The organism is Pseudanabaena cinerea FACHB-1277 (genome assembly GCF_014696345.1).
Taxonomy (GTDB): Bacteria; Cyanobacteriota; Cyanobacteriia; order Pseudanabaenales; family Pseudanabaenaceae; genus Pseudanabaena; species Pseudanabaena cinerea.
In genome coordinates, this window is the sequence record NZ_JACJPY010000081.1 from 1 (window position 1) to 19,523 (window position 19,523).

The window sequence follows — 19,523 nt, forward strand, 5'->3', positions numbered from 1 at the left end:
CAGGATTGACAGAAATTTCTGTTGTGCCTTGGTTGCTACTTTCGGTAATATGTCATTAATGCTATTCATTTGGTGCTTTGATTCATTACTTGCACCTTATCCGATGAATAGCTTTTTTGTTCCCCTTTTTTTATGTCCGAAGTATTGATAATTAAACGTGAGATTAATGGCGTGAGATTAATGGCAAATAAGAATAGCGATCGCCAAAAGCCGCGATCGAGATCGCAACTAAACCCTAAGAAAAATCCTAAAAAAAATCCTAAGCTCAAACAGTTCTCGCAATGGCTAGAAAGGCGTTTTGCCACCCCAGAGTTTATTGGTGGAATGTATGCGGCGCTGGCACTCTTCTTCTTCTTGGCGGCAACCAATACGCTGGCAGGTTGGTTATATGTCATTAGTGGTGTCAGTTTTGCGCTGTTAATTGTGGGTGCAGTCATGCCCAAACGTTTATTGGGGGAATTGGTGGTGGTGCGATCGCCCATTGATCCTGTCAGTGTTGGCGATGATATTTGGATTGATTTGACGATTCAAAATAGTGGGCGCACCGAAAAAAGGCTACTAGAAATGCGCGATCTTTTGCCTGATGGTCTTTCGCCGATCTTGCAGCAGGAGTCTGTCATTGAAGTGATCCCACCCTTGCAGGAATATCGCTGGAACTATGAAGCTAAAACTGCGAAGCGTGGAGTGTTTCTATTTCGCTCAACGGAAATTGCCACCTCTAGCCCCTTGGGTTTATTTCGTAGTCGCCGTGATTGTCCTGCGGGGCAGAAGGCGATCGTCTATCCAACAGTTCTGCCTCTAGATAGCTGTCCACTCATTGAGCAGTTAGGCGCAGATACTAACCCCCGTCAATATAGCGATCAAAATAATTACAACAATGCCACTGAAGGCTTAACTAAAACCCTGCGTCCTTACCGTTGGGGCGATCCAACCCGCTTAATCCATTGGCGCACTAGTGCGAAGTTTGGCGAATTGCGGGTGCGGGAGCTAGAGGTCACGATTGGCGGTCAAGAGGTGGCGATCGCTTTGGATAGCTCTAAGGGCTGGACATCGGCAGCCTTTGAGGAGGCGGTGGTGGCGGCGGCTTCTCTATACTTTTATGCCCAAAAGTCGCAGCTTAGTGTCAGGCTTTGGACTGAAGAGACTGGTGTGATCGTGGGCGATCGCGCTGTCTTAGAAACCCTTGCGGCGATCCAAATTGGCGATCGCGCCGTCAGCGAAACGCAAGTACTCAAGGATCTGCCCGATATCCCTGTGGTTTGGCTGACCCATAGCCCTGATCATCTCGCCTATTTGCCTTTGGGCAGTCGTTGGGTGCTATGGCAATCGGTGGCAAATATGCCCAAGGTGAATGAGCCGAATCAGCGATCGCTCGGTTTAGTGATTGAACCGATTTCCCATGATGACGCTAATCTCAATGAGTTAAATCCTGAGCAAAATGCCTACAGTTCATTGCGATCGCAACTGCAATCGTACTTTTAACTTAACGATCCTGATTATAGTTTTTACCAGATTTTATACATTCATATGCTTTCTGCAATTCTATACCTAAATAACCTATATGATCAGGGCGAATTGCAGGTGAACTGGCACAGATATCTCGAATTAATCTTAAAGGGTCTTTGCCAGAATATTGCTTAACGACAGCGCCACTACCCGATGTTGTCTGAGTTACAAGAATTTGGCGATCGCAAATCTCAATCAGAAAATTACCACAAGCATCATCGTAAGTTTGTTGGCTACAAATATTTGCATATTGATTAGCTATCATGCGATCGACACTTCCCCACGTGTCATCGTAAATATGGGCGCTTTGACTAATAGTTATTAACGCCCCGATCTTAAGATCGTAATTTGAACGGCTCGCAATTTCATCCCTAATATGTCTTTGGAGAGCGCGTAAACCCATGGCATTAGCAACCCATGCGGCAAACATATCATTACTGCGAAGAACTGCCGTAAGGGAAATCTCATTTTCAACCACACGCACCCAAATATGATTAAGACAGGGACTCCCGCCTTTTTCATGATCCTTCACATCCCATAGAGACATGACAGCACTTGCCGCATCAATCTCCCCGATCAGCTTGCCTATACATTGCTCAATTTGATCGCGCCCAAACCAAGACCGTAAACGTTGACCATAGGTATATTTGACCCCTTCTTGATATGGTGCATCTTCAATAACCTGTGGAAGATAGTTAGATATAAACTCAGCATCAACAGGCAAGTAGTTGGGTTCGGGAAAATAGAAATTTAGGGGTTCATCGGTGACAACTGCCATTAAATCGATAAGTTCTTGCCATTTGCCGTCATAACCAGTGGGGCGAATTGTGCCAGTGGTACGAATACGATGCAATATTTTCACCCAAGTTTCAGCAATTGTTTTGCCCTCGATACGATGCCCATACAGCGCCCCTGGCAATATAGTAGATTCCTGCTCGATCTTGGGAAATTCGATCGCTTCCCCCCAGCTATCATATTCAATCTTAGCTAAGGCATGGACTCTTTCTACTGCCTCCGCAATCGAAGACTGCATTTCCACATTCAACGAGTTACGTAGTTTGTCCAATGCTGTCTCTGACACTTCAATATCGATATAGCCTGTAATTTCCGAATTTACAACCCAACAATCCTTGCCTGTATCACTTTTACCCTTGAAGTAACCCTTTTGAAAGAAGTCTAGTAGACATTGACAACTGCCTGCATTGCGATCTTCCTTAGTCGCATTGATAATGATTAGGGTTCTTACATGGGGGTTGAGCAGTAGATTACGCACTAAGAAATCAATGCCCCTTGTGGCACTATACAGTTGCCCAATCACTGCATATTCGGAATTATCTAACTTTTTAGCAACTGATTCTCTAACTGTCCAGCCAGTTACAACAGCTATCTGTCCATAGCCCAATATCAGTTGATTGGGTTTATAGCAAGGTTTAAATTTATGGGCGATCTGAGAAGCGTTTATGCTCATTCTAAAAAAACATGGGTATAGGGATCTGTCTCGAAAAATAACAACTGCGCTAATAGCTCAGGTGATTTTTTCCATGCGCTAGAGGGGCGGTGGACTCGCGGGGGGAGTGGTGGGTATGGGTTTGATTGGTTCTGGGGCGGGTTCAGGTGGAATTGGGAGCGGTGAAGGAATTGGCGATCGCGCTGGGTCGGTGGGCGATGGCGATGGCGAAGGTGTGTCTGTGGGCAAAGGCGTGGGCGTAGGGTCGGGCGTGGGTATAGAGGGTGTTGGTGTAGGGGTGGGCGTAGGGCTAGGCGGAATTGGGCGCGGTGTTGCTCTCTCAGGGGTTTGTAATTGCACCGTTAATTCATAATTGGATGGCGTAGTTCTTGAGGTTTGAATCTGCACATAGTAAATGCCATCTTTTTTTAAAACCCCTTGCCAATAACCTGAAGTGTTTTTAGTGGCTTGTCGGTTAATCGGCTGCTCATCGGTCAATATTGTCATCTGCAAACCCGAACCATTCAGCTCAACGGTAAGCGTATCGCCACTGTCACCGCTAAATCTGGCATTGATAATTTCTCCTGCCACCACTTTGCCCTTAATCGCGCCGCGCCTAACTCCAGTGCCAATCCTGTTTAGCTCAATGTTAGTATTCACAGGCACAGGGCTAATGGTCTCCGTAGGTGAAGCGATCGCTGTTTCCGTGGGTGTAGGGGCGATGCGCGGACGATTAAAAAATAGGGAGGTCACAGCCCAAGAGCCGATCCCGGCCGCCAGAATAATCACAACTGCTAAAACCCAATTGATGCCGCCATCATTCCTGCGATTTTGGCTAGGGAGATTACTGGGGCTATTTCTGACAGGACGGCGATCGCCACCTCCTGCAAGTACAGTTTTTTGTGGCAAAGTCTCGGCGACATTGGTGGGTAAAGGGCGGCTCACCGCATAGGTCTTGACACTTGAAAAAGACGCTTGAGAAACCTGTAAAGCCTGTAAAACCTCATCGGCAGAGCGATAACGATTAGTGGGCTTATAGCTGAGCATTTGATTGATCACTCTAGCAAAGGCAGGATTCACATTAGTAAATTGCTGCCAATTCCAAGCCAAATTAATGCTGTCAAATAATTCCGATGGCTCCTTGCCCGTGAGCAGCACAATGGATGTAACTGCAAGGGCATAGAGATCACTATTGGCATAGGCATTGCCCGACTGCAACTGCTCTGGCGGCGCATAGCCCGCCTTACCCGCCACCGTTGAAGCAGGGATGCCCATTTGCGAACTGAGCTTGGCATTGGTTTCCTGCACCACGCCAAAATCGATCAACACAGGCAAATTATCCTGCGATCGCCGCATCAAGTTTTCGGGCGAAATATCACGGTGAATAATATTGTGGCTATGGAGATAGCTCAGTACAGGCAGCAATTGCTGCATCAATTCAAGGATCTCTGTCTCGGTAAAGGTTTGTCCAGCTTTGAGGCGATCGAGTAGCAAATTGCGATAATTTTTGCCATCCACATAGTCCTGCACTAGCAGTAACCGCCCCTCAGTCTCAAAGGTGGCGCGAAACTCTGGAACCTGTGGATGACGGATTTGGTAAAGCACGGAAGCTTCACGGCGAAATAATTCTTTCGCCTTGTCTGTCACCTCTTGGGAGTCTTGAGGCGGGATAAATTCCTTTAAAACGCAAGGCTCATTAAAGCGCTCTAAATCATGGGCTAAATAGGTGCGTCCCATCCCCCCTTGACCAAGCGTGGAATCAATCGCATAGCGACCTCTCAGTACGAATCCTTGTGATAGTGGCGGTTGCATTTTTAATACCTCACTGCCATTGCGCTGCCTCTAATGATATAGCGCGGACCTTCAATATCAATGGAAGTCCCCACTTTCACCTTTTCGCTGGCAAATACTGCGCCATCATTGGTGATTTGCGCCGTAGCTTCGAGGGTGATCGCTAGGTCAGATTGAGAGGTGGCGACTGCTCTGGGATCATCAAAATATACTGGTGTGCCATCTGCCTTAGCCGCCACAATCTTCGGTGTGGCAATTTCGACCTTTTTAACAGTAACTTCGCCCCTTGGCTGGTTGCGGATCAAAATCTTCACCTTATCGCCGACCTTAACTAGGTTTAGGGGGTCAATGGCACTTAGTCCGCGCACATTCATATCCACCTGCACAGTTTTAGTTTCGGCGGTTAGTACTTGCGCGATCGAGCTACCACTATTGCCAGGGACGATCAACAGTCCGAGCAGAACGATCACAATCGTAGCGATCGCGCCGATATCAAGAATGCTAAATTTGCCAAACAAGCGACCCTGCCGATCTAAAATTGCCATGCTGCCAAAATGAATATATAAATGTGAAATTTGATAGAAGAATTAGTTGAAGAAGTTAGTCCTCTTCCATTGAACACTCTAGCGTCTAAACATCTATTTTTACCCTAACCTGTAAATTTGTTAATCCTGAAACCTTCTTACTATCATCTAGCTTAATCTTGACCTCGATTACCCTTACATCGATCTTGGCGGCGGGGTCAGTCCCTAAAACATCGTTTTTGGCAATGCGTAAACCAATACTCTCCACCTTGCCTGTAATTTCACCGTCAAAGGCTTCACTAGCGATCGCCGCAGCTTGACCGACCTTAACCCGTCCGATATCCGTCTCATAGACCTCAGCCACCACATACATTTGATTGGTATTGCCCAGATCGATTACGCCATTCTCTAAACTGACCACCTCACCAGTTTTGGTATTGATCTTGATCACTTGACCATCGATCGGGGCGCGAACCTGTGCCAAATCCAAATCCACCTCCGCCCGCTTGACATTGACGATCGCCGTTTGTAATTGTGCCTCTGCAAGCTGAATATCCGTCGGACGAACTTCGCGGACACTGCTCAAAAGCCCTTGGGACTGCTTTAATTGAAATTCAGCTTGCTGAATCTGCTGCTGTGCCTGTAACAACTGCCCCTGCAAAGTCTCCACCCGCAAGCGATAGCTATCAAGTACCGTTTGAGAAATTGCGCCCTCTTTGTAAACCTGCAAGAAACGATTGTAATCGCGTCCCGCAATCTCTAGTTCCGCCTGAATTCTGGCGGCATTTGCCTTAAAAGAATTAATATTGGCTGCCGCCGATTGGACATTGCCCTCCTGCGCGGCAATATCGCCACTTTTTGCCCCTGCCCTCACCCTATCTAAGTTAGTCGCGCTTTCCTGCGCCTGACTCTGTGCCTGTAAAAGCGCTGCCACCGAGCGATCGTAACTATCAAGAATCGCGATCACCTGCCCCTGTTTAACCTGATCGCCTTCCTTCACCATGAGCTTTACAATCCGCGATGTCCCTAATGCCGATGGCGAAGCCACCTTGATCACTTCCCCCTGAGGCTCTAGCCGCCCTAAAGCACTAATGCCACGCTTAGCTTCCGCATTCTTAGCATTATTTTGACTAGCATTATCTGTCGCTGTCGAAGAGGCAGAGCTATTTGAGCGCCCAACTACCAGCCAAAAACTCACCCCCAAAGCCACAAGCGCCAGAGCGATCGCAGGAATTAAGAATTTGTTAGTTCGCTTAGGTTCTAAGGCGTTTTTCATAGTGCTAGATTGGTGGGGTTCGACAGAAATTATATATGCGATTGCTATTGAGTCGTGTATCAACAATCAAATTTCGCCATCAAATCATGACCAATCCCAATATTATTCTCGCTGGCTACCTCGCAGGATCGGCTGACTATATTCCCATTGCCCAAAAGTTGCAAGCGAAAAACCTCGAAGCCGCCGTTGTGCCTTTGCATTGGTGGGATTGGGTTCCGACTGTGGGCGGCCGATCAATTGCCCCAATTTTAGAACGCTTAGATCAAACTGTAAATCAAGAGCTTGCCCGCACAGGAGCCACCAAGGTAAATATCATTGCCCATTCGGCAGCAGGATGGCTATCAAGGATTTATTTAGGCGATCGCCCCTATTACGACAAAGTTTGGAATGCCCGTGCCAAGGTTGCCAAATTGATCTGTCTAGGTACGCCGCAGCGTAGCCTTGAGCCTTGGGCGATCAGAAATTTAGGATTTGTCAACGAGCAGTATCCCCACGCCTTTTATGACGATATCGACTATATCTGCATCGCTGGTAAAGCCGTGCAGGGGGCGCAGTTTTCATTGCAGCAACCTCTAGGCAAATCCCTAACCCAATGGCTTGCCTACAGCAGCTATCAACTCACCTCTGGACAGGGAGATGCATGGGGCGATGGCATTATCCCCATTGAGGCTGCCTATCTCGATGGCGCGACTAACTTGGCGATCGATGGAGTTTATCATTCACCGCGATCGGGCAAATGGTACGGCACACAGGAGGTTGTGGATGTTTGGGCAAGGTATTTGTTGTAAGAGGGGTGGCAACCATCGTTGCCACAACTCTAATCATCAGGATTAATTCCTATTGCCCTAAGCATTTCCGCGAGCCTTTGCGCTTTTTGTTCAGCCTGTTGTTTAGCAAAACGTTCTTGCAATTTCTCTTGACGTTCTTGAATGGCGATCGCCTCAGCCTTAGCCGCCCGTTCTTGAGCCGTGGGAAATCTCTTGCCAAAGCGATCGTACCAATAGAGCCATTCCCGTTGCCAACCATCGTGAATGCCCTGTTCACAACCGATACCCAAATCAACTTCAGGCAACCAAACCATTCTCCCTCCTTCGAGCAGAAGTGAGACCATAGGCAATAGTTGATACTTCCCTTCTACCAGTTTAGAGCGTGTTTGAGAAGTTAAGCGAGACGTTTAAGGAGAATCTGAATCATGCCAACATAGAAAAAAGCCTCAGAAGTTTCAGGTAAAAGTTCGTATTCTCTGTTCAAGCGCCGAAAGCGAGAAAACCATGCAAAAGTACGCTCAACCACCCAACGTTTTTGTTGGACAACAAAGCCTTTCTGCCCCGCAGGAGGCACAACAACTTGCAAACACCAGTAAAATGTGTGCAGAATCGCCATAACGAAAGCCTTACCGCTATAACCACCATCTACCCAAATCGTTGATAAACGTGGGAATCGGTCACGAATTTGGTTAAGGTTTTCCAAAAGCATGGTTGCCCCCTTGCGGTCATTAAGATTTGCCGCAGTCACAACCACCATCATCAGTAAACCCAGTGTGTCCACCAGAATATGCCGTTTGCGACCATTAACCCGCTTGCCTCCATCAATACCCACTTCTTCAGGTGATGCTAAGCGACTGGCGATTTTAGTTGATTGACTGTCAATACATCCTGCACTGGGTGTGGCTTCTCTTCCTTCGCTGACTCGATACCATTGTTGCAATGAGAGCGTTGATCTCTTGCCATGTTTTGGTAATACGCCATTGCCGAAAGTAACCATACACTGTCTGCCATACAGGAAAATCATGGGGCAACATTCGCCACGCGCATCCTGCGGCATTTATATAGAAAATACCATTGAGAACTGCTCTAATATCCGTTGTTCTTTTTCTCCCTCCTGTTCCTGGGGCGGGAATCAAGTCTTTTATCAGTTCCCATTGATCATTGGTTAAGTCTGTGGGGTATGATTTGTTGGTTGCTTCCACGGGGCTGTCTTTGTTTTTTTTTTATATTGACAGGCTATACCTTTGGGGGCTTTTTTGCACCTTTTTTACCACCAAAAACTTCTCAAACACGCTCTTATACACTTCTAAAGATTGGTGCTTTTTATATAGTCGGCGACCAGTTGTGGATTTATAAACCACATAATACATAATAAAGAATTCCTATTTCTTCATATTTGGTTAGCTTGCTATCATGTTCACCGTTATATTTTTTAGAAACAACCTCTAGAGCCAGAATTGGCAACACATTTTCCTGCCATACCACATAACTCAATCTCCCATCTTCGCCTGTATTTCTAGGCACACCCAAAGCGAGAAAACCATCGGGAACAACGCATTTTGATAGTGCTGGTTCATCTGCATTTGGTTCATAATACAATCCCATATCCACTCCCCAAAACCAATCATCGCGTTCATGCCAAATCTCGCGCAACAGGTTCAACAACATATTCGGAATGTCATTTTGTAGTTCATTATCCACAGGAGTTTCATCGGAATCAGGTAATTCTTCCGCAGTCGGCAAACGGTATTGAGTTGGTATAGTAACCATAGATTTCGGTACTTTACGTTGTCCTTATTGTGACACATCTCTTTGCTGTGCGGCGATCGCGGCACTTTCACATTTTTATCTGTGTTTTAAGCACAAAGCCCTTTAACTAAATCTCTTAACTCTGGCTTTGTCTTTTCATAAACTAAAAGCCATCTTTAATTTTTAACTTTTAAGTTGTGTGAAGTTTAGTTATTTTGCTTGACAGCGTACAGCTTTGTGATGAGAATCTATCTTAAAGACAAATAAATGTCAAAGTAAAAACGAAATATTTGTTATCAAAGATTGCTAAGTGACCTAACTAGAATTTTTAAGCACACTTTTCCAAAACATTGAGGCGCAAGGTTGTATGGATGGCTTGAACAGTGCAAATGTTAATCCTTTGATGATTCCCAACAGCCTTGAGATTACGCCGCTCTCACCTTTTAATCCCTCCAATAACTTACTATCTTCATCTTTACACGCACTTAATCCAGATCTTGACTCTGTTAACTATCTCCACAATGAGATCATTCCCTTCACCCAACTAGCTTTACAGCAGTTTGCCACCTCGCCAAGATTTTCAGAAGATATTCAACAGGCTTTTGGCTATGGTTGTAATCTCGATCTTGCCCATAGCCTAATTGATCGCTTTGGCAATGGACAAGATTTGCCAGAAATTCAGGTTTTACCCTATTCGCAACTGCAAGCCGATGGCGCATTTGGTAATAACACAGTTTTTCTATCCCAAGATTTACTCAATCCCACTCAGGCAAACACCGCAGTTAATGTTCTTTTAGAAGAAATTGGTCATTACATTGACACGCAAATTAATGGAAGCGATGCGATCGGTGACGAGGGCGCGATTTTTGCCAAGCTAGTTCAAAATCAATCTTTTCAAGCAGGTGAACTAGCCGCACTCAAGTCTGAAGACGATCATGGGATGCTCGGCATTAAAGACATTAATGGACAAAATCAAAGCATCTTTGTGGAACACGCCGATCCATTGGGTGTATTTGTGGTGGGTGCGACAGGTAAAGTCTCCATCGATTTCTTGGCTGATGCTGGCTCATATCGCAGTGAAATGGCGGTCTTTAGCCTTGAGGGAATGGACACTTTGACCACAGGTTCCGAGGCTTATATCAAGGAAGCAGCAAGACGTGCTTTGAGCAACTCGGCTTTGGGATATGTGGCGATCGTTGATCCTAGTGAAGGGGCGAAATTTACTGGTGAGTTGGGAGAAGGTAACAAAAATGAGGGCGGTTATGCTGGCGCTAAGGCTTTGAGTTTTAATGTGGGCGATCGCCTTGCCTTGATGTTAGTGCCGCAGGGAACTGTACAGGAAATATTTAGCAATCCCAATGCTGCTGGTAACAAGCGTCCATTATTCTCCATCTCCAATGCCAATCCTAATGGTGCAACTCAGCTTGGACAATTAGTTTCAGGGGCTTTTGGTTGGGAAGATTTGCGAGTCGATCAGGGTACGGATGCTGACTATAACGATATTGTCTTTCAAGTCAAGGGTGCAACGGGAACGGCGACAGATTTAGGTGCATTGATTGCTGCTGGTAAGGACTGGCGCAATTTACCCACTGCCCAAGAGATCATTAGTTTTGTTAATGAATTTGTCGATGTCAGCCTTAAATTGGCGCAGGATAAGGGAACCAGTAGCAGCGATGGCATTACGAACGATCCCACAGTTCAAGGCTTGGTGACAAATATTAGCGGATTGAGTAAACTTCGCGCTAGATTCAATGATACAGGGGACTTTGTTGATATTTTGGGAACTGTGCAGAGCGATGGTAGTTTCCAACTAGACAATACTAAATTAGCTGAAATCAATGCAGGACAACAACTTGCTGATGGCAAGTATCGTTTAAATTTGCGGCTTGAGGATAAATCTGGGTTTAGTTCTGATTTTACTTTAGATTTTGTTTTGGATAGAACCAAACCAGCAACTCCTACGAATTTGGGAATCAAGAACGATAGTGATTTGTTTACCAATCAGACCAAGCCCATAATTAGCGGTAAGGGCGAAGATGGCACAACCTTGGAGCTATTTGATGGTTCCACCAAGCTCGGTCAAGCGAATGTCAGTAATGGCGGTTGGGAAATTGCCCTTTTACAGGAGTTAGCCCAAGGGGTAAAAACCTTGACGGCAAAGGCAACTGATGTCGCAGGAAATATTAGTGACGCTGCCACGCAAGCCTTTACGATTGATTCCATTGCTCCTGTGCTGAATATTACTACCCCTGAGAATAATGCCGTATTAGCGAGTGGGTCAAGGCTCAAGGGCAGTATTAATGGCACTGGTTCTAATTTAGACAAATTCAGCTATCGATTTAATAGTGGCAATGAAATCGCGATCGCTGTTGATGCTCAAGGCAATTTCGATCAGGTTTTGGATTTAACAGGTTTGGCAATTGGCTCTCAAAATCTGATTCTCAAAGCGATCGATTTAGCAGGAAATATTTCGGAAACAACGCGCAATGTTTTGATCAATCAGGCGACTCCAGATACTACCGCACCAGTCATAACTTCAGCGTTGCTAAATGATACAGGCAGCAATAATAGCGACAAGATTACTTCTGATGCGGGTATCAAGGGGACTGTAGCCGATGTTAGTCAAATCACCAAATTCCAGGCAAAACTGAATGCGGGTAATTTCGTTGATGTCTTAGGGAAGTTAAACCTAGATGGCAGCTTTGCTCTCGATAAGGCGACACTCGCCCAAATTAATGGTGGACAATTACCTGATGGAGTTTATCAACTGAGTTTGAAGGCAGAGGATAAATTTGGTAATGCCTCCACTGAGGTAAAGCTAGACTTTACCCTTGACAGCATTGCGCCAAAGGCTCCTGGCACAATTCTCGATAGTCTATTTGATGCCGCGCCCATTGGTGATTCACAGACCACCTATGATAAGGTCACGCTTTTAGGACAGACCGAAGCAAATATCAGTGTGACCTTACAGGGAACGGCGATCGCCTCAATATCTGATGCTACGGGTAAATTCGCCTTAAATAATGTCCCTCTTACATTAGGTGACAATGCGTTAACTGTGATTGCTAAAGACCTTGCGGGGAATAGCAGTACCTTTAATCTATTGCTAAAACGGGTAGTCCAAACTAATAGTGATGTGGTTTTAGATTGGAATGCCACGCTTTTGAATGCCATTTATACTGACAAAACAACGCCACCTGTGGCTTCTCGAAATATGGCGATCGCCCAAGCAGCCGTATTTGATGCAATCAATAGCATTACCAAAACTTATAAAAATTATCATTTTGCAGGAACCGCACCAACGGGCGCGTCACCAGATGCTGCTGCTGCTTCGGCTGCCTATAATGTATTACTCAGCCTCTATCCCAATCAAAAAACTTTCCTTGATAATGCCTTGGCTGCTTCCCTTGCCAAGATTGCTAATGGCACTGCGAAGGATACTGGTATCACCTTTGGTAAAACCGTTGCCGATAGTATTCTGACATTGAGGAGTAATGATGGTGCGAATGCAATTGTAAATTACACATCTGGAACTAATCCTGGAGATTGGCAACCAACGGCTCCTGCTTTTGCGCCACCATTATTACCACAGTGGGGTAATGTCACACCTTTTGCTTTGACCAGTGGTTCTCAGTTCCGTCCTGCGGGTGAGCCTGCTTTAACTAGCGATCTATATACGACAGAATTCAATCAAGTTAAGGATTTAGGCAGCATTAACAGTACCACCCGCACCGCCGAGCAAACCCAAATTGCCAATTTCTGGGCTGATGGTAGCGGAACCTTTACCCCGCCTGGACATTGGAATCAAATTGCTCAGAATGTGGCTGCGAGTAAGGGCAATTCCCTTGTGGACAATGCACGGTTATTTGCGATGTTAGATCTCGCCCTTGCGGATGCGGGTATTGCGGCTTGGGATGCGAAATATACTTACGATTTCTGGCGACCAATTACGGCGATTCAGAAGGCGGATCAGGATGGTAATCCTAACACCACAATCGATCCGAATTGGCAACCTTTATTAATCACACCGCCATTTCCTGAATATGTTTCGGGACATAGTACCTTTAGTGGCGCGGCGGCTACGGTCTTAACCACACTCTTAGGCGATAACATTAGCTTTACGACTAACTCTTTGGGAACCCCTGGTACTTATCGCACCTTTACCAGTTTTACATCTGCCGCAAATGAGGCAGGTATCAGTCGCATTTATGGCGGTATCCATTTCAATTCGGCAAATGTCGATGGTTTGGCAACTGGTAAGTCTGTCGGTAATTATATCTTGCAGAATTTACTAGCACCTGTTCCCGATGTCACACCACCTACGATCGCAATTTCTAGTACACCATCAACGGTTAGCAATTTCGTTGAGCTTGCTTTTAATGAAGCTGTACAAGATATTTCATTTACCCCTGATAAATACAGCCTAGTTATTTCTGGTGGTGTTAATGATGGTCAAGCGGTAGCAATTAGTTCTGTAGAGAAGCTCAGTTCTAAGCAGGTTCGTTTAAATTTAGCATCGTTTTTTGCGATCGGCGGCTACAAGTTGGCAGTTGCTTCAGGTATTACCGATCTAGCGGGTAACGCTACCACTGCGGCTCAAACCTTTGATATCAATGTTGCCTTTGCGCCTGTGACTATTTCTCCGACTAGTGGCGAAGAATTGGTGGCACTGAATCGCAATACAGTCGTGAATTTTGGGAAGAAGGTCGATCCTGCTACAGTAACGAAGGATAATTTTTATCTAATTGCCAATGGGCAACTGGTTTCGGGAAAAGTTAGGGTTTCGAGTACCGAGGAGTTTGCCACTTTCTTCTATGACAATCCTTTACCTGCATCCACAGAAGTACTGGCTGTGGTTAATGGTACTCAGATTATTGGGCGTGATGGAGTGGCGATCGATGGCGATCGGGATGGTATAGCTGGTGGAATCGCGACAGCAAGCTTTACAACTTTGCCAATCACCCAAATTAAGGGAACCGATGTCTGGGGCTATGTCTATGACTCTTACAATAAAAATCCTGATGGTTCTAATATTCCAATTAAGGGTGTAACGATCCGTTTGGATGCTTTACCAAATGTTTTTGCGGTCACGGATGATAAGGGCTATTTCATTCTCAAAGATGTCCCTGCCCCTGACTTTTTTGTGTTTATCGATGGTTCAACTGCAACTGGTGCGCCTGCGGCTTCGCAGTACGCGAGTTTAGGAAAGCCTTTCCACAGTATCCCTGGGGAATCTACGCAGTTGTTTATGGATGGTGTGCCGTTTGATATCTATTTGCCTCCGATGGCGGCGAGTGATGTGAAGCCATTATCGACAAGTACGGATACTCAGGTTGGTTTTGGTGCGGCTGCACAAGCATTTTTAGAGGATCTGTTGCCGAATGTTGATCCTGAAGTGTGGAAGCAGGTACAGGTAACATTCAAACCAGGTTCGGCTCAGGATGATGCAGGAAATAAGGCAACTCAAGCCACGATTATCCCTGTCGATCCAAGTCGCTTACCTGCACCTTTACCCCCTGGTGCTGATCCTAAGTTGGTGATTTCGATTCAGGCGGGTGGTGATGGTGGCTTTAACCGTGAGGCTGATGGTGGATCGACTAATTTTGATGTACCTGCACCAATTGAGTTCCCTAATCTAGATGGTTTAAAACCAGGGGAGAAGAGTCTATTCTGGTCATTTGATCATACGGCTGGTAAGTGGATTGTGATTGGCACGGGTACGGTTAGTGTTGATGGCAAGACCATTAAATCTGATCCTGGTGTTGGGGTGATTGCCCCAGGTTGGCATTTTACTAATCCAGGTTCCCCTGCTGGTGGACCGCCTAACCCTCCTTGTTTTGATAGAAAAGATGTCAATGAAACTATAGTAGATGTAGTTAAATTAGCTGAAAATTGCTCACAAATATTCAAAGCAGCAGTTGATTTATTGGGAAGAATATATACTGTTGGAATTGAGGTGGGAAGATTAATCGACAAATCCAGATCTCTCTATACAAAAATAGAAAATGGAGAAATAGATAGTTTAAATGGTGCCGCAAAAGCAGCAAGTGATTTAGTTAGTATCAAGTCTAATCTTAAGACGATTGTTGATCAGCTTGGCAAAGAAGTCACTCAAAAAGCCAGTGCAGCAGCAAAGTGTGTGGAAGCAGTACTTGAATTTGTCGAAAATATATGTGATCGTATCTTGGATGATCCAAAATGCAATACTCTTGCTTTGAGACTCACTTGTACGGGAATAGGTGTTGTAAGATCGACTCTATCTAAGATTAATAATTTAATCGATAAAGCTGATAGTAGTTTGTCGAGAATTGGATTGGAAGTAGTTTGCGGTTTCATTGATCAAGTATCTACCATTCTTAAACTGACTACACAACAACAGCCAAATTCCCTAAAAACAAATATTTTCGCTAATAGTGAACAATTAACAACTAATAGTGAACAATTAACAAATGGTGAACCGATTCCTCCAGAGACACTTAAGCTTTTAGAATCAATAATTTTAGAAGGTGAAGTTTTACAACAAGCAATTCAACCTGCTGAAGAATTTGCAACAGCATTTGAAAAATTTGACTCTGAATTCAAAGAAACACAAGACAACATTACTCTACTCTATGGAGATTTCTTCTCTGCACCTTCAGATGCTTACTACTTAATTGAATACAGTGACTTTCAGCTTAGAGGTAAAACAGATGGTCAAGGAAAGATAAATACTGTATTGCCTTCGGAGACCAACTTCACCGTATCGGTATACGATCCCTACACTCAGTTACTCGGCACTGCTAGTGGTAAAACTGGTATTTCTGGCGATTCAACAAATATTCCAACCTTGAGATTTATCTCTGCCAGTAACTTAGCTGATATAGACAGTGATGGTATTGCTGATAAAGCGGAAATAATCATAGGTACTTCAGCTAATAATTTTGATACAGATAATGACGGCATAGGAGATTTTACAGAGCTTATACAGGGGCTTGACCCGCTTGATGGTCGTTTTTTCCCTACTGGAATTATTTCCTCTCTCCCCCTACAAGGTGAAGCCAAAGCTGTTGTAGTTGAAGGCTCTATCACCAACTCCGAAACCCAAACTGCTTATGTCGCTACAGGTGATTATGGTTTAGCGGTTGTCAATGCTTCCCAATTCAATAACCCCATCATCTTAGGACAACTTAACCTCCCTGGAGATGCAACTGATGTGGCAGTTGATACTAAACTCAATATCGCGGCTGTTGCTACTAACTCTGGCGGCTTACAATTAGTTGATATTTCTGATCCAATGCTGCCTAAATTAATTAAAACTGTTAACACTTTTACAAACCAAGTCGAAGTTACAGGTGGCATTGCATACGCAACGTTTGGAAATGCACTGCAAGCCATTGACTTACTGACTGGAGATATTATTCAGACTTTACAATTACCGCAGGCTGAAATACTTACAGGATTAGCTCGTGAAGGGACAATGCTGTACACAATGGATAGTGACAAAACCCTCCAGACTATTGATATTTCTGGCATTACCATGGTGTCCCGTGGGTCGCTTAATTTACCTGATGGAGCAGGCAAACTCTTTGTTTCCAATGGTATTGCCTACGCTGCTGCAATAAATGACAATTTCCGAGGTGGTTTTGCGACTGCTGATGTTTCTAACCCTGATAACATAACCCTGATCAGTGCCTCGGATGTTACATCCCCATTTGTAGCACCTGGGACAGAACTTGTTCCCAATGGATCGGGAATTGGAGTCTTAATTGGCTCTAATGGAGTTAATGTTCTAGATCTAATGAATATTTCCGATCCAACAAATACGAATGCTTTTCTCACCCGTATTGAACTGCCAGTTGCACCTCAAAGCGTTGCTTTAGCTTCTGGCATAGCTTTCGTAGCAGATGGTTCATCTGGTTTACAAGTCATTAACTACTTGCCATTTGACAATAAAGGAATTCCGCCAACAGTATCAATTAGTAGTTCCATTACAGATGCAGACCCAAACACACTAGATATTCAGGTAATTGAAGGTAGCTCTATCCCTATCAAAGTTACAATTAATGATGACGTGCAAGTTCGCAATGTTGAACTGTTAGTGAATGGCGTTGCTAATGATGTTTCTGCACCATTTGATTTATTTGCTACCCTACCGACTCTAGCATCAGGAACTACTTCTGTTTCGATTCAGGTTCGAGCGACTGATACAGGTGGTAATAGCACACTATCAAATATACTCACCTATGGTTTAGTTAAAGATAATGCTCCTCCTATTGTTATCGGTACGACTCCTGATATACAAAGAGCAGGAGCAAACACTTCATCTATTAGCGCTTGGTTCAATGAAGCCATTGATCCTTCTCGACTAAATTTATCAGGACTAACACTGATGAATTTAGGAGCGGACAGAGTAATTGGTGGTGGTGACGATCAGGTTGTAAAGATAGGTTCAGTTCAGTTAACTGCCCCCAAACGCTTAGTTATTCTGCCTGAAACCGCCCTAAACCCTGGGGAATACCAACTCACAATTAATCCTGATATCATTGCTGATATTGCAGGCAATACTCTAGCCTCTCCATTTACGTTTCAATTTACTAATCTCAACGTACCTTCCAACTCAGTTGCTTGGATTTCTAAAGTTGATGGCAATTGGAATAATCCTAATAACTGGAGTACAGGTAGCATTCCTACAACTGGGGCTAACGTTATTATTGATATTCCCAACGCAAATCCCCTTATTACACTTTCCAATAGTGCCACCCTATCAAGTATTCATAGTGAAGAATCTGTTTTATTTACAGATGGAGGAGCTTTTTATAGAAGCAATACTCTCACACTTACAGGCTCATCAATTTTTAATGGTGGTCTAACAACAAAAACTAGCAGTGTTGCATTTGGAGGTAATGCTAACATCACACTTAATGGTTTAAATGCTTCTCTAGCAATTAATGGACTCACAAATTTAAGTTTTTCAGATATCACAGCTTCTAATGGAGCTAAAATCACACTATCAGATTACAGTGCCAATAACACCACATTCCGAGCAACTGGAACGGGTAGTTCAATAGATTTCTCATCTCTGACAACACTGGAAGATAATTCAGCAGTAAATATTCAAGCGGCTAGTGGTGGGAATGTAAACCTCAAAAATATTAACCAGATTTCTAGTGAATCTGTACAATTCCTAGCTGAAGGAACAGGTAGCGTAATTGATCTGTCGTCACTGACAAACTTTACTAAAACTGGTCGTGCTGCTTCTAGTATTACAGTCCGTAATGGCGGTACAGTTATAGCTAATAAATTAACTAATTTAGATGGGGTAAATCTCAACATTGATCAAACAGGCACTATCTCTACCAAACAAATTAAAACCTTCATCAATGGCGGCATTGCGACAATCAACGGTACTACACCAGATTTTAGTGGGCTGACTGACATTACAGGTGCTGGCTTTATTGCTGCTAATGGTGGTGTCGTTAGCTTGCCAGTTACGAGTTACACAGGTAATTCAGCAGAATTTTTCACTACTTTGAGAGCAGAGGGAGCAGGTAGTTTACTAGATTTGTCCAATGTTACTACCCTCAGTGGTGCAACCTTTGTTAGTGATTCTTTAAATATAGAAGCTGTCAATGGTGGTCAGGTGAACTTGAAAAATACTACTCAAATTACGGGTGGTTTAACAGGAATTATATCTGACGGAGTTGGTAGTTTTGTCAACCTATCATCACTGACAAACTTTACCAAAACGGGAAGGGGTAGTTCTAGCATTACATCCCATAATGGTGGCACAGTTGAAGCCATTAAATTGACAAGTCTAACTGATGTAAATCTTACAAGTGATAACAGCATTCTTGCTCTACTAGCACTAATTGCTTATAACGGCGATAATCAGGCTCAAGCTCTTAATGGGGGAACACTAGATTTACGGAATCTCAAAGATATTCCAACAGGTAAACTTCAAGTTTTAGCAAATGGAACTAATAGTATTGTTGATATCTCTTCTTTAATTGCTACCGATGCGAGTTTACAAATTGAAGAACTTAATGGGGGGATAGTTAGAAAAGCATAAGTTAATTCTTTTTATCAGAAACAATTGTGAAGTTTTGTAAAAGCGATCGCTTTTTGGGAATGTGGGAGTGCGATCGCTGTTGGGGATGTGGGAGTGCGATCGCTTTTTGAGAGTGTGGAGGAGGGCGATCGCTTTTTAGGAATGTGGAGGGGCGATCGCCCGTCTGGTATTCTGAGTCGTTATTATCATCAATACTTCGGACATTTTTCTAACGTGGCTATAAGCCTTGTAGAGCGGTGCTTTGATTTAATTGGCTGTTAGCTCAAACCAATACTTCGGACATAAAAAAAGGGGAACAAAAAAGCTATTCATCGGATAAGGTGCAAGTAATGAATCAAAGCACCAAATGAATAGCATTAATGACATATTACCGAAAGTAGCAACCAAGGCACAACAGAAATTTCTGTCAATCCTG

Annotated in this window: 9 protein-coding genes and 2 pseudogenes; 4 read left to right on the forward strand and 7 right to left on the reverse strand. The window is 44.2% G+C overall.

From position 1 onward, the window contains the following. Positions 1-132 precede the first annotated feature (132 nt). A complete protein-coding gene (locus H6F44_RS18535) occupies positions 133-1,482 on the forward strand; it encodes a DUF58 domain-containing protein (RefSeq protein ID WP_242016647.1) in 1,350 nt (449 codons plus the stop codon). 1 nt (position 1,483) lies between these two features. On the opposite strand, the gene H6F44_RS18540 is transcribed toward H6F44_RS18535, so the two are convergent. From H6F44_RS18540 to H6F44_RS18555, 4 genes are all read right to left on the reverse strand, one after another. Beyond that, positions 1,484-2,974 (reverse strand): thymidylate synthase, encoded by a 1,491-nt coding sequence (locus tag H6F44_RS18540; protein ID WP_199302194.1) that lies wholly within the window; start codon positions 2,972-2,974, stop codon positions 1,484-1,486. A 78-nt stretch (positions 2,975-3,052) separates the two neighbouring features. Further along, a complete protein-coding gene (locus tag H6F44_RS18545; RefSeq protein WP_190352514.1) occupies positions 3,053-4,765 on the reverse strand; it encodes a serine/threonine-protein kinase in 1,713 nt (570 codons plus the stop codon). A gap of 2 nt (positions 4,766-4,767) precedes the next feature. Continuing rightward, positions 4,768-5,289, reverse strand: a complete 522-nt coding sequence (locus H6F44_RS18550; RefSeq protein ID WP_190352515.1) for a DUF4330 domain-containing protein — start codon at positions 5,287-5,289, stop codon at positions 4,768-4,770. 85 nt (positions 5,290-5,374) lie between these two features. Further along, the gene (locus tag H6F44_RS18555; RefSeq protein ID WP_190352516.1) at positions 5,375-6,544 is read right to left on the reverse strand and encodes an ABC exporter membrane fusion protein; all 1,170 of its coding nucleotides are present in this window, start codon (positions 6,542-6,544) and stop codon (positions 5,375-5,377) included. A gap of 86 nt (positions 6,545-6,630) precedes the next feature. Here H6F44_RS18555 and H6F44_RS18560 point away from each other — a divergent pair, with 86 nt between their 5' ends. Then, positions 6,631-7,332, forward strand: coding sequence for an esterase/lipase family protein (locus H6F44_RS18560; RefSeq protein ID WP_190352517.1), 702 nt, complete (start codon positions 6,631-6,633; stop codon positions 7,330-7,332). Between the two features lie 29 nt (positions 7,333-7,361). On the opposite strand, the pseudogene H6F44_RS18565 reads toward H6F44_RS18560, so the two are convergent. The 3 genes and pseudogenes from H6F44_RS18565 to H6F44_RS18575 form a co-directional block, all read right to left on the reverse strand. Further along, positions 7,362-7,688: pseudogene (locus tag H6F44_RS18565) on the reverse strand (Uma2 family endonuclease); the annotation flags it as partial. A gap of 17 nt (positions 7,689-7,705) precedes the next feature. Then, positions 7,706-8,513 (reverse strand): IS5 family transposase gene (locus H6F44_RS18570; protein WP_322096255.1). Its coding sequence is split into 2 segments (ribosomal slippage): positions 7,706-8,236 and positions 8,238-8,513, totalling 807 coding nucleotides; the frame shifts between segments, so codons are not numbered across the junction. A gap of 75 nt (positions 8,514-8,588) precedes the next feature. After that, a pseudogene (locus H6F44_RS18575) lies at positions 8,589-9,081 on the reverse strand (Uma2 family endonuclease); the annotation flags it as partial. A gap of 346 nt (positions 9,082-9,427) precedes the next feature. On the opposite strand from H6F44_RS18575, the gene H6F44_RS18580 reads away from it, so the two are divergent. Both H6F44_RS18580 and H6F44_RS18585 read left to right on the forward strand, forming a co-directional pair. Then, positions 9,428-19,108, forward strand: coding sequence for an Ig-like domain-containing protein (locus tag H6F44_RS18580; protein WP_190352519.1), 9,681 nt, complete (start codon positions 9,428-9,430; stop codon positions 19,106-19,108). 93 nt (positions 19,109-19,201) lie between these two features. Next, complete coding sequence (locus tag H6F44_RS18585) at positions 19,202-19,369, forward strand: hypothetical protein (RefSeq protein WP_190352520.1); 168 nt, start codon at positions 19,202-19,204, stop codon at positions 19,367-19,369. Positions 19,370-19,523 lie beyond the last annotated feature (154 nt).

Excerpts from the sequence above, each read along its gene's own strand:
- H6F44_RS18545 (WP_190352514.1), bottom strand. The coding sequence starts at position 4,765 with ATGCAACCGCCACTATCACAAGGATTCGTACTGAGAGGTCGCTATGCG.
- H6F44_RS18560 (WP_190352517.1), top strand. The coding sequence starts at position 6,631 with ATGACCAATCCCAATATTATTCTCGCTGGCTACCTCGCAGGATCGGCT.
- H6F44_RS18550 (WP_190352515.1), bottom strand. The coding sequence starts at position 5,289 with ATGGCAATTTTAGATCGGCAGGGTCGCTTGTTTGGCAAATTTAGCATT.
- H6F44_RS18535 (WP_242016647.1), top strand. The coding sequence starts at position 133 with ATGTCCGAAGTATTGATAATTAAACGTGAGATTAATGGCGTGAGATTA.
- H6F44_RS18580 (WP_190352519.1), top strand. The coding sequence starts at position 9,428 with ATGGATGGCTTGAACAGTGCAAATGTTAATCCTTTGATGATTCCCAAC.
- H6F44_RS18555 (WP_190352516.1), bottom strand. The coding sequence starts at position 6,544 with ATGAAAAACGCCTTAGAACCTAAGCGAACTAACAAATTCTTAATTCCT.
- H6F44_RS18540 (WP_199302194.1), bottom strand. The coding sequence starts at position 2,974 with ATGAGCATAAACGCTTCTCAGATCGCCCATAAATTTAAACCTTGCTAT.